Annotated in this window: 10 protein-coding genes; all 10 read left to right on the top strand. The window is 53.7% G+C overall.

Translation table 11 applies throughout. The features are described 5' to 3' along the window. The first annotated feature begins 102 nt into the window (after positions 1-102). The gene (locus tag ACY1JZ_RS20015) at positions 103-975 is read left to right on the top strand and encodes an AraC family transcriptional regulator (RefSeq protein WP_462630680.1); all 873 of its coding nucleotides are present in this window, start codon (positions 103-105) and stop codon (positions 973-975) included. 73 nt (positions 976-1,048) lie between these two features. Further along, positions 1,049-1,858, top strand: coding sequence for a glucosamine-6-phosphate deaminase (locus ACY1JZ_RS20010; RefSeq protein ID WP_462630679.1), 810 nt, complete (start codon positions 1,049-1,051; stop codon positions 1,856-1,858). Next, positions 1,821-3,029 carry an N-acetylglucosamine-6-phosphate deacetylase gene (locus ACY1JZ_RS20005; RefSeq protein WP_462630678.1) on the top strand — a complete coding sequence of 403 codons (1,209 nt, stop codon included), beginning with the start codon at positions 1,821-1,823 and terminating at the stop codon, positions 3,027-3,029. Before ACY1JZ_RS20010 ends, ACY1JZ_RS20005 begins: the two co-directional genes overlap by 38 nt. Beyond that, positions 3,029-4,051, top strand: coding sequence for a Gfo/Idh/MocA family protein (locus ACY1JZ_RS20000; protein WP_462630677.1), 1,023 nt, complete (start codon positions 3,029-3,031; stop codon positions 4,049-4,051). Before ACY1JZ_RS20005 ends, ACY1JZ_RS20000 begins: the two co-directional genes overlap by 1 nt. 83 nt (positions 4,052-4,134) lie before the next feature. Beyond that, the gene (locus tag ACY1JZ_RS19995; RefSeq protein ID WP_462630676.1) at positions 4,135-6,384 is read left to right on the top strand and encodes a helix-turn-helix domain-containing protein; all 2,250 of its coding nucleotides are present in this window, start codon (positions 4,135-4,137) and stop codon (positions 6,382-6,384) included. A 101-nt stretch (positions 6,385-6,485) separates the two neighbouring features. Further along, the gene (locus tag ACY1JZ_RS19990; RefSeq protein ID WP_462630675.1) at positions 6,486-7,382 is read left to right on the top strand and encodes an ABC transporter permease; all 897 of its coding nucleotides are present in this window, start codon (positions 6,486-6,488) and stop codon (positions 7,380-7,382) included. A 15-nt stretch (positions 7,383-7,397) separates the two neighbouring features. Beyond that, positions 7,398-8,270: a carbohydrate ABC transporter permease gene (locus ACY1JZ_RS19985; protein ID WP_462630674.1), complete on the top strand. Its 873-nt coding sequence runs from the start codon at positions 7,398-7,400 to the stop codon at positions 8,268-8,270. 16 nt (positions 8,271-8,286) lie between these two features. Next, positions 8,287-9,882 (top strand): extracellular solute-binding protein, encoded by a 1,596-nt coding sequence (locus tag ACY1JZ_RS19980; protein ID WP_462630673.1) that lies wholly within the window; start codon positions 8,287-8,289, stop codon positions 9,880-9,882. 203 nt (positions 9,883-10,085) lie between these two features. Next, positions 10,086-11,174 carry a sialidase family protein gene (locus tag ACY1JZ_RS19975; protein WP_462630672.1) on the top strand — a complete coding sequence of 363 codons (1,089 nt, stop codon included), beginning with the start codon at positions 10,086-10,088 and terminating at the stop codon, positions 11,172-11,174. 20 nt (positions 11,175-11,194) lie between these two features. After that, positions 11,195-12,427 (top strand): GNAT family N-acetyltransferase, encoded by a 1,233-nt coding sequence (locus ACY1JZ_RS19970; RefSeq protein ID WP_462630671.1) that lies wholly within the window; start codon positions 11,195-11,197, stop codon positions 12,425-12,427. Positions 12,428-12,429 lie beyond the last annotated feature (2 nt).

Here is a 12,429-nt window from a genome sequence, read left to right as displayed (position 1 = left end):
TTCACTTGGGGTCAGCAGGCACAATTTGCTGCGCGACCAGTATCATGCCATGTTGTATAATGAACAGCAAAGATGACATCAAGGGACGGATGAGAGATGCTGATGCAGGAATTTGAGACGTTTAATTATCGCTTCGATTCAAAACTTCGACCGTATATCCATTCTCATTCAGCCAACGAGATCTATTATTTTCATAGCGGAAAGTGTCAATATCTGCTGAGTGGTGACCTGTTTGAGCTCGCTCCCGGCGATCTGATCGTGATGAACGGGATTCGGGAGCATGGCCCCATTGCGGATGATGCCGAGCAGTATATTCGTTCAACGCTTATGTTTGAATCCAAGGCATTGCGCAGCCTGTCTCTGATCCCAGGGATGGTTGATGTGGGCAAGCCATTTCAGGTATCGACCTACTACCGATGGTCCTTGCAGGGAGAGCAGAAGGAGGAGTTCGAGCTGCTGCTGCATGAGCTGCACAAGCTGCACCATATGCCCACGGCTGTCGCCATGAACCGCTGTAATTTAAAGTTTTACGAGCTATTATTGTTCGTTTACTCCCGGTTCGAGGAGACTGGCGATATGATAAGGACGGCCCTCAGCGATCAGGAGCAGTTGATTCATCGCACGATGTTTTATGTGGACCAGCACTTTATGGAGGAGCTGTCGGCGGAGGACATCGCGGCGTGCATGCATGTCAGCAAGTCCTACCTGATGAAGCAGTTCAAGAAATACACGCATGAAACCCTGTTTGATTACATTACCAAGAGAAGGATCTCCCAGGCGAAGCTGTACTTCAATCTGCATCCAGGCGATACGGTCACCGATGTTTGTTACAGGAGCGGTTTTAAGGACGCGTCTCATTTCTCTAGAACGTTCAAGCGGCTGACTGGCCTGGCGCCTGAGGCCTACCGGAGGCTGATACGGCGACTGGACAGCCACAGTCAAGAACGGGAGGAAACCGGACACTCCGGGACATGAGCCTGGCGCCGAAGTGGGCTATGCTAATGGTGAACATCACAAATGCGCCATACGGCGCTGAAGGAGGCAGCCATTGAGTTCCATACCCATACATCCCCGATGCTTGAAGGCGGGTCTGCTGCAGATTGAGGTATTCGCAGACAGGGTATCGCTGGGGAGCAGGGCGGGTCAGGAGGCGGCACGCTACATTATACAACTGCTAGCGTCTCAGGATACGGTACGCATCATCTTTGCGGCAGCACCGTCCCAACGGGAGCTGCTTCGGGAGCTGACGGTTCACCCCGGTATCGATTGGTCACGGGTGGCGGTGTTTCACATGGATGAGTATATCGGACTGGAAGCAGGGTCTGAGCAACGATTCAGCTCTTTTTTAATGGTGAATTTGTTCCAGCATGTTCAGCCGGGGAAGGTGCACTTGTTGAACGCTTCCGGCCATACAGAGGTGGAGGCGGAGTGTGAGCGCTATGCTCAATTACTTGCAGCGGAGCCGATCGATGTCGTCTGTCTGGGCATTGGAGAGAATGGGCATCTGGCCTTTAATGATCCACCGGTTGCAGATTTTGCCGATCCGCTGCGGGTCAAGAGAGTCGAGTTGGATCAGGATTGCAGGCGGCAGCAAGTGAATGATGGCTGCTTCGCTCGTCTGGAGGAGGTGCCGACACATGCGTTGACGCTTACTATTCCGGCCCTGATGGCCGGAAAGCGACTGTTTTGCTGTGTCCCTGGACAGGCGAAGCGCAGTGCTGTCATGCGGACGCTGCTGGACGAGATCGGAGCGCCCTGTCCAGCGACGATATTAAGGCAGCATCCGAATTGCACGCTGTATGTGGATCAGGATGCCTTCGATGATGAGCAATGGCAGGAGCGCTATGGACTTCGATGAGGGCTGTCTGCTCGGCAGGCATTATCGGACAGGGAAGTGTGTTCTGGTCTGCTGCCGCAATGGGAGGATTACAGAACTGCGGGAAATTGCTTATATTGGGGACAGCGCCCGGCAGCTTCCGCTCATTGGGCCAGGCTTTGTTGATCTCCAGGTCAATGGCATGGGGGGCGAGGATTTTAATGGTGGCAGTGTGGATACGGGCATCACGCAGCGAATCGCGCCGATCTTGTGGAAGACAGGGGTGACTTCTTATTGTCCTACCCTGATTACGAGCGCGCCGGAGCAGCTTGAGCGTTCCTTAAGTGTTATGGCTTCGTCACTGACTAGCGATAGCCTGGAGGCGTCTACCGTTGCTGCTCTTCATCTGGAGGGGCCGTTCATCTCGCCGGAGGACGGCGCACGCGGTGCGCATCCGCTAGAGTATGTACAGGCTCCGAATTGGGAGCGCTTTCAAAAATGGAATGAGGCCGCTTTCGGCTGGATCAAGCTGGTGACCTTATCACCGGAATGGCCGCAGAGCACCGCCTTCATTGAACAGTGTGCAGCCGCAGGCATTACGGTGTCGATTGGGCATACGGCTGCCACGCCGGAGCAGCTTGAGGCTGCCGCCGCTGCAGGCGCCTCGCTGATTACCCATTTTGGCAATGGCGCTCATCCGCTACTGCCGCGCCACCCCAACTATCTGTGGTCGCAGTTGGCGGATGACCGACTGGCCTGCTGCGTCATTGCCGATGGTTTTCATGTGCCGGATGCCGTATTAAAGGTGGTATGCAAGGTCAAGGGGAGTGGCATGGTTCTGGTCAGCGACGCTGTGCAGCTGTGCGGCATGCCGCCGGGAGCATACCATATGCCGGTGGGTGGCGAGGTTGTGCTGCGGGAGGATGGCAGATTGCATCTACAGAGCGACCCCCGTCTGCTGGCGGGATCGGCCAGGCCGCTATTATGGGGAGTCAATCATCTGATCCGTCGGGGCATCTGTATGCTGGCGGAGGCTTGGGAGATGGCATCGATCCATGCGGCTCGGCAGCTTGGGATGCCTCAAGCGGAGGGGCTAGTGCCGGGAGCGCCAGCCGATCTCGTGATGTTGCAGGAAAAGGATGGACAATATGAGGTAGTTCAGACGATAAAAAGCGGAGTCATGGTCTATGAATCCGCAGGGAGGTGGGCGTAATGACACACGAGCGGGAGATTCGGATTGGCATTGCGGGGGCGGGCATTATTGCCCGAAGCCATGCCCAGGCCATCCAACGGGTGGATGGGGCCTCGCTGATCGCGGTATGCGATATAGAGGCAGATAAGGCCAAGAGGTTCGCAGATGATTTCAATGTGGAGCTGGTGTTCCAGGATTATCAGGACATGCTAAGCCGAGAGGAGATCGATCTGGTTCATATTTGTCTGCCTAGCGGCCTGCATGCGCAATGCGCCATCGAGGCTGCTCATGCAGGCAAGCACATACTAAGCGAGAAGCCACTGGATGTGACGCGGACGAAAATGGACGCGATGATCCGCGAGTCCCGGGCACGCGGGGTCAAGCTGGGTGTAGTGTATCAGCGCCGAACTTTGCCAGAGGCAATAGCGATCAGAGAGGCGCTTCAGTCGGGGCTGCTCGGCAAGCCTGTCCTGGGCGATGTCTATATGAAATATTATCGCTCCCAACAGTATTATGACAGCGCGGGTTGGCGGGGGACCTGGGAGCTGGATGGCGGGGGTGCCTTGATGAATCAGGGTATTCACGGCATCGACCTGCTGCAATGGATGATGGGCGATATCGAGTCGGTATACGCCAGATCGGCGGCGCTGGCGCGCGATATCGAGGTGGAGGATACAGCGGTGGCTTTGATCAAATACCGTAATGGCGCCATGGGCGTTATTCAGGGGACGACCTCCGTATATCCGGCCCAGCAAACCCGGTTGGAGCTGCATGGAGATACCGGGACGATTATCCTGGATGATACGGGCATCAGAATGTGGGAAACCTTAGATGCGTCTATAAAAAAGCCTTCTTTTTTGGAACAGGTGGGAAATCTATCTGATATTATTTTGAACGGCCATACGAGTATAATTAGAGATATGACTGCGGCGATTCGGGAAGACCGCGAGCCGATGGTGAACGGCGAGGAGGCGCGCAAGGCTGTAGATGTCATTCTAGCCATCTATGAGTCCGCAAGGGAAGGCAAGGAAGTATACCTTTAACCTAAGATGAACGTATCCCATTCGAGGCGAATGAATGGGATACGTTCATCTTACACGCATGCAGAGATAAAGGGGAGGGCGCAATGAGAGCCTACAGATGGGTTCAGCATTTCCGTCACGAGTTAAAGGTGAAGCCGCTCTATTTCACCATGCTGGCTTGTTTTTTGGCAGCCATCGTGCCAGTTGCTATCATTGGAGGGTTGGTCTATTACGGCAATCTGTCCTTGCACAAAGCCAAGCTGCTCGAAAATTTGAGTACGCAGCTAAATTTTTCAGCGAAGTCCGTCGATGCCTATCTGCGTACAACGGAGCAGGTGGCGATGAATTTTTTCATGAGCGAGACGGTTCAGCAGCATCTGTTGCCTGCAGAGCACAAGACGGAGGTGGAGAAGACCGGCACCTCCAGTATCATTAAGGTGCTGGCCTCCAGCCGCAATATGATGAACTCGTTTATTGATGACATGTTTGTCTATACAGACAGGCAATCTGTATATTTGAGCAGCGGCACCGAGAATTATTCAACCTTCTTCACTACCTTTAATCGCTTTGAGCAATATGATGAATCGTTCTGGAACGATCTGCTGCTTACGCATATGAGCTTCCAGATGCTGCCTCCAACGACAGTGATCAAGGCATTTACAGGAAAGTCCGCCACTGTGGTGCCCATTGTGTTCAAGCAATACATTCGGGGCCATCAGGCAGTTATGGTTGTGACGATCTCTACCCGCGATATTTTGAATACGCTGCGCCTTAATGCGCTTGACCCGTCCATTCAATTCACTGTAACGGATTATATGGGCAATGTGGTGGCGTCGAGCTTTCAAGGTAATGTGGAAGCGCTTTCTGATTTGGCCTATTATACGTCCCATGCGGAGCTGAACGTATCGGGGGAGGATTACCTGGTCACCAGAGTCGTGTCCGACTATGGCTGGGGCTACTATTCGATGGCGCCTAAGCACATATATTACAATCAAGCGGGTGGCATATTGCAACTGACGTCCTGGTTTTGCTTGTTGCTTGTTGCAGCGGGCATCGTATTGTCCTTTGTGTTCAGTCACCGGCTGTACAGCCCGATCCAGGCGCTTCTGGACGATCACCGGGAGCGCGAGTTGTTCTCCGATGTCCTGCTGGAGAATGTGTTCCATTATATTGTGCAGGGCCATCGGCCGGAGCATTTTGAACAGATCATGCGATCCATTGGCTTCGACTCTGGCAATTACTTATGCGTGTGCATCAAATTTGAGGTCAAGGAGGCCTTTCTGCGTGAAGTGCAGGATACGGAGCGCGAGTTGATTCTGGACAAGCTGAAAAAGGTCATCGAGGCCATCTTCAGCAGCAGCTTAACCGCACATGTTGTGGAGGCGCAGCCGCATCTGTTTGTCGTGATGGTCAATCTGAAGCATGAGCGCGAGCGCGGCCTGCTGGATGAGCGGCTTGTCGTGTTGACGGAAACCTTTCGTTATGATCTACGCTACTGTCGGTTGTCGATTGGTGTGGGCAAGGTGTATCCAACCATTAACGGACTAAGCGATTCACTCGATGATGCCCGCATGGCGTTAATCCGTTCCGACTCCAGTGGCGATGTGCAGATGGCGACGGCCTCTGCCATGCCCGCGACCGAAGCTCTGTTGTTCAGCTATATGGATGAGAACAAGCTACTGAATGGCTTAAAGGCGAGGGATGAAGCGGCTGTCACCGAAGCCCTCAATGAGGTGATCGCCCGGAATATTCGAGAGGATATATCTAGTACCTCGATGCATCTGCTCCTGATTGAGCTGTATAATGTCGGGTTGAGGCTTGCCAGCGACCGAGGGCTGACGGTTCAGCAGCTCATCCCGCTGGAGAAACATCGCCTGCTGAGTGGAAAAGGCCCGAAAATCTTTGATTTTCAGGCACATGTCAACCAACTGCGCCATTTCTACCAGGAGGTTGTCCACCATGCTGTCGTGCCGGAGGAAACGAAGGCGAGCCAATTGGTGCAGGAATCGATCGCCTATATTGAAGCCAACTATATGGAGGATCTGTATCTGGACAAGATCGCAGCGGAGCTGGGGCTGTCCTCGAAATATTTCTCCCGTATCTTCAAGGAGACCACGGGCCGCAGCCTGACTGACTATATCAGTATGCTGCGTATGGATGAGGCCAAGCGGCTGTTGGCGACGACCCGGCTCAAAAATGATGATATTGCGCAACGGGTTGGTATTGTCAGCAGGGCGACCTTCTTCCGTGTATTCAAGAAATATGAAGGGATCACGCCACAGGAGTACCGCAATCATAGGTGCAGCGGGGTTGCAGCATCAGCGGACGATGTTGAGACTGGCGTAGAAAAATGAGATATCCGCATGTTCGGGAGAAATGAGAGCCTTTTCACCCTTTTGAGCGTATTCTTCGCCCCTCTCTGCAGGTAAGCTTGCGGTAGAGAGGAGGTGAGAGGATGCTGAAAAAGGCGATAATGCGCCATCCTTACTTGTACCTGATGTTTGTACCGCCCTTGCTTTATTTTCTAATTTTCCATTATGGCCCGATGTTCGGCAATCTCATTGCATTTCAGCAATTTAATATTGTCAAAGGGGTCTGGAACAGTCCGTTCGTCGGTCTGGAGCATTTCAAGACGTTTCTGACTGACCCGTACTTCTGGAAGCTGTTCCGCAATACGCTGATGTTGAATGTGTACGGTCTCATCTTCAGCTTTCCGGCTCCGATCGTGTTGGCGCTGCTATTAAATGAAATTAGACAAAGCGGCTTCAGACGGTTGGTGCAATCCGTGGTCTACCTGCCGCATTTTCTATCCACGGTTGTCATTTGCGGGATGCTGGTCAACTTCTTGTCCTACGATGGGCTGGCGAATCAACTACTGGGCATGCTCGGCAAGGAGCCGACTCAATTTCTCATTAGTGCGGACTGGTTTCGGACGATTTATATTTCTTCGGATATTTGGCAGCATGTCGGCTGGGGAACGATTATTTATTTAGCGGCTCTTACCGGCATTGACCCCCAACTGTACGAGGCTGCGGTTATGGACGGAGCGGGTCGGTTCAGGCAGATCATCAGCATATCGATCCCTTGCATTTTACCGGTTATTACGATTATGCTGCTGCTCAATATCGGTAATTTTCTGTCGATTGGCTATGAGAAGATATTGCTGCTGTATAATGGCTCCACGTATGAGACGGCGGATGTCATACAGACCTTTGTGTATCGGAGAGGACTGCTGGGGAGCGATCTGAGCTTTGCGTCTGCGGTGGGGATGTTCCAGTCGGTCATTGCATTTTCGATGGTGGTGGCGGCCAATCGCATCACGAAAAAAATCGGGGGGACTACACTTTGGTAACACAGGAGGAGCCACATGAGGCTGAAACGGTGGAGTGCATTTGATTGTTTGAACATGATGCTGATGGTAGCCCTCATCTGTGTCATGCTGTATCCGCTGTACTATCTGCTGATCGTCTCGGTCAGCAACGGAGGTGCGGTGTCGCGGGGCGAGGTGACCTTAGTTCCCGTCAATATCACGTTTAAAGCCTATGAATTCATATTTTCGGATGCTCCAATTGTAAACGCATACAAAAATACATTGCTCTATACCTCATTGGGTGTACTCATTAATCTGCTGTTTACATCGCTGTGTGCGTATCCGTTATCGCGGAAGGAATTCGTCGGCAAGGAATGGCTGTCGTTAATGATCGTGTTCACAATGTTCTTCGATGGCGGCATGATTCCGCGCTTTCTCGTCGTGCATGCGATGGGGATGCTGGACACCGTATGGGCAATCGTTATCCCGCCAGCGGTAAGCGTGATGTATATGGTAATGATGCGCACATTTTTTCAAAATATCCCGGAGGCGCTTCATGAATCGGCCTATATGGACGGGGCGAACGATTGGGTCGTCTTCCGCAAGGTGGTGCTGCCGCTGTCGGCACCGCTGATGGCAACGATGACGTTGTTCTATGCTGTGGCGCACTGGAACAGCTTTTTTCCGGCACTCATCTATCTGAATGAAAGCAAGCGTTATCCGATTCAGATGATATTGCGAAATATCGTCATTCAGGGCGATCTGTCGGCACAATCCGTGGAGATGACAGGAGTTATGGGCACGCTGATCGTCGATCAAAATATTAAGTATGCGGTTGTCATCATTTCGATATTACCAATTCTACTACTGTACCCCTTCTTACAAAAATATTTTGTCAAGGGCGCAATGATTGGCTCAATGAAGGGTTAAAAAAGGAGAAATGACTATGGTGCCTAACAAACAATATCGTATTCTGTTCGCTTGTCTCATGGCGTTCACACTGCTCCTGTCGGCATGCTCAAGCAGCAATCTACCCTCCGCAACCCCCGCGGCCGGGGACGGCACGACACCGGGGGAAACGAATCAAGTCGCCGTTAAGGAGCCGGTAACGATCACTGTCATGCGCGGCGATGCGCCGATCCAGCCGCTGGTTCCGAATTCTCCTGCACAAAAGGAAATTATGAAGAACACGAATGTCGTCATTAATCTTGAAGGTGTGCCGAACAGTGATTACGATGCCAAGCGTAATACGCTCATTGCCACAAACAACATACCGGATGTAATGCATATCTCGCGGGCCGATCTGATTACGCATGCCAACTCTGGCGTGTTTCTCAATCTATCCGACTATATCGAGCAGTATGCCCCCAACTTTTTGAAATGGGTGGACAAGGAACCAGAGATCAACAAGCTTCGGATCGATGGCGACTTCTATGGCTTTCCGATCTTAGCGAATGAGGAGCACGCGGCATTTGTCGGGGCGATGCCGATGATTCGCACCGACATTCTCAAGGAGCTGAAGCTGGAGACGCCGACCTCGTTCGATGAGCTGTATGAGGTGCTCAAGGCGATGAAGGCCGCATACCCGGACTCTTATCCGTGGACGATGCGTAACGGAGCCGAGGCCAATATCAAGTTTCTGGCCTTCGCCTTTGGCAGCGGGTATCCGGTCTATTATGAGCCGGATGAGGGCAGCTATGTGTTCGGGCCGACCCGTGACCGTTTTGCCGATGTGCTGGTTTATTTGAACAAGCTGTACAAGGAAGGGCTGCTCGACCCTAACTTTGCGACGAATACGGCGCAGCAATGGCAGCAAAACTTGAGCTCGGGCAAATCATTCTTTTTCTTTGACAATTACACCTTCGCAACCAATTATAATCTGTCGCTGCAAGAGGTCAATAAGGAGGCGAGCTTCGATATGCTGCCGGTTCTTGCAGCGCCGAGCGGGGCGAAGCGACATCATATGGACAGCCCTAACAGCTATAATTCCTATGTCATCAGCAGCAAAACGAAGCATCCGGCAGAGATTGTGAAGATGTTCGACTGGATGTATAGCGAGGAAGGGATGGAGGCAACCAATTTCGGTACGCCGGGGGAGCACTTCACGAAGGAAAATGGCAAGATCGTCATCTCGCCTGCACTTCTTGAGGAGTTCAGTACGAAATCCGACCCTTATCGCGCGATGCAGTCGTTTACGGGAACTGGGCTGCTCGCCTTTACAGTGGTGACGGATGATACGCCGATGCTGACGATCTCGCCGGACATTTTGACGACATGGTCGGATAAGGTGAAGGCGCTGGCTGCTGAGGGGCAGGTGGTAGAGAAGGTGCTGGACCCTCCGTTCACGGAGGCGGAGCGCGAGCGCTTGAAGCAGCTCAATTCCAGTGTAAATACGATGCTCACGCAAAATATCGACAAGTTTATTTTGGGCTCCAGACCGCTGAGTGAGCTGGCTTCCTTGGGCGAGGAGCTGGGCAAAGCGGGCGCAACGGAAATCGAGACGATCTACAATACGGCGCTTGCTCGCATGGGAACAAATTAGGGGAGTCTTAGTGCCTCCAGGGAGCCGTTGCCCAAAGCTCGTTCCATTCCAGGCCCTTCCTATGTAGGCCGGGGACAACGTCAAGGAAATGAAACGCGGCAGGGCGAACAAGCGGGGATCAAGACGAGAAGTCATGAGCCGGAGTGGAGTGTGCGTAACAATGCTCCGGCTCCTGAATACGGAACAGAGAGGAAGCGGGACAAGTGGAGATGAAGCATGTCGTGGTCTATCGCGAGGAGGGCCGCTATGCGGGCTGGCCGGCGAATTACGGAATATGGAGCTTTGGGGATGAGATCGTCGTAGGCTTTACGTCCGGTTATCATCTAAGTGATGGGGGTTTTCACGCTAGAGACCGAACGCGCCCGTTCACGGCGATGCAGGCTCGCAGTCTGGATGGCGGCGAGAGCTGGAGCTATGTGCCGATGCCGATTGTGACACCAGGCAACTCTGGCTTATCGGTCGGGGAGCATAGCGATGCAGTTGTTGATCTGGAGATCAATAAGCCGCAGGTACTGGATCGCGAGGTCGATTTTACTGGCCCTTCGTTTGCTATGATGATGGGGAGGAAGGATCTGCAGGGCGATTCCTCGTCCTGGTATTACTTGTCCGAGGATCGTTGTCATCGCTGGTCGGGGCCGTATGTATTGAGCAAGATGGGACAGGTCGGGGTAGCCGCTCGCACCGATTATATTGTGGAGGGCCGTCAGGAGGCGCTCCTCTTCCTGACGGCGCAGACGGTACCGGGCCAGGAGCTGGGCAGCCGTGTATTCGTGGCAAGAACAAGCGATGGCGGCCGCTCGCATCAGTTCGTATCCTGGATTGGCGATGAGAATACGCAGGCATTTTCCATCATGCCGGCTAGTGTAAGGCTGGATACCGGCGACCTGCTGGTCGCTAATCGTATCCGTACCTATGTTGACGGGGAAGCTGCCGATAACTACATCGAGCTGTACCGCTCAGTCGACAACGGATTAAGCTGGAGCTATGTCGGCAGGCCCGTGGGTCATACGGGCTTCGGGGGCAATCCGCCGACCTTGACGCAACTGCAGGACGGGCGGATCGTCTTAATCTACGGGTTTCGCGATCCTGTCCGTGGGATGCGGGCCAAGATTAGTAAGGACAAGGGCGTGACTTGGGGAGAGGAGATCATCCTCAGAGGGGACGCAGGCAGCCATGACATCGGCTATCCGCGTGTCGCCTTGCGACCGGATGGCACACTGGTCATCGTCTATTATTATAATGATGAATTGCAGGGAGCTTGCTATATCGCGGCCACATTATGGAAGCCCTAGATGATGCGGAGAAAGCGAGCGTGAGAGAATTGAATCCAACGGACAAGGGATGCGATGCAGTTGCGCCGGGAGCTGCGCTGGAGGAAGAGGTAAGCATCCGGCTGCTCAGGAAGGACGAGCTGCGGGAGGCCGTTGCACTCGCTGATCAAGTGTTTCGTCAGGATGGACGCAGATCGATGGGCGCCTCGCTGCCGAAGGTATTCTCCAGCAGTCTGCAGCAGGGCATTGGCTGCTTTCACAAGGGGCGGCTGGTGTCCTATGCTGGCATGGTTCCTGTCGCTGTAAGGGTCGGATCAGCGCAGTTGTCCGCCTACAGCTATGGGGCTGTATGCACCGCTGCCGAATATCGCGGCAGAGGCTATGCCTCCCGGATTTTGGCTTATGCCAAACGATATGCGGAGCAATCGGGTGCTTCGCTACTCTTCATCTCTGGTGAGCTGCCCCTCTATCTGGAGGCGGGGTTTCGATATTTTGGACCCTGTATCAGCTATACCTTTCGCTTTCGAACGGATGACGCGGAAGCGCGGGAACGGGCAGACGTTTCAGGGAGCGAGCTTGGCATACGCGAGCTGGAGGCTGCTGACTGGCTGAGGCTATACCGGTTAGCGCGGCAGAGACCCATTGCATTTGAGCAGAGTGTCTGGGATTTGGCGGATCTGATCGAAGCAGGCTCGATGGCGGCTATTCGTCGTTGGGAGCAGCGTGTTCTGCTCCTACTGCAGGGCGGAGTCGAGGCGGGATTTATCGTACTGGCCTATGGAATGGAGGGGGAGAGGAGGCGGCTTCGCGGGCAGGTCATGGAGTGGTCTGGCCCGCTTGAATTGGTCTCGGCCGCGCTGGAGAGGCTGATGAGGTCTATGGAGCTGGCACAGGTCACGCTATATGCCGATGCCAAGGAATGCGGCAAGGTCGCCGTCTCGGCTTCGGTGGAGGTAAGCAGCCAGGCGATTGCTAACGCGGGAACGGTGCGAGTGAGTCATCCGCAGCAGTTGTTTGCGGAGCTTGCGCCTTACTGGCGGGAGCAAGGTATCGATTCGGAGCGCTTGCCCTCGATAGAGCGGGATGAAGGCGGTACGGTGAGAATTGTGGCAGGTGACTTGCGGTCGCGACCGCTTGGACAGGCCGAGCTGGCAGATTTCATTTTCGGGGAGGGTGGAGCCGTTCTTCATGAGGAGGATGGCGAGCTGCGGGAGAGGCTGGGGAGCTATGTTCCTGTCCCGCTGCCGTATACCAAAGGCTTGAATTTTGTATAGTG

The organism is Paenibacillus sp. J5 (assembly GCF_054955055.1).
The sequence above is the reverse complement of the archived record's forward strand: the minus strand, read 5'-3'. Positions and strand labels throughout refer to the sequence as shown.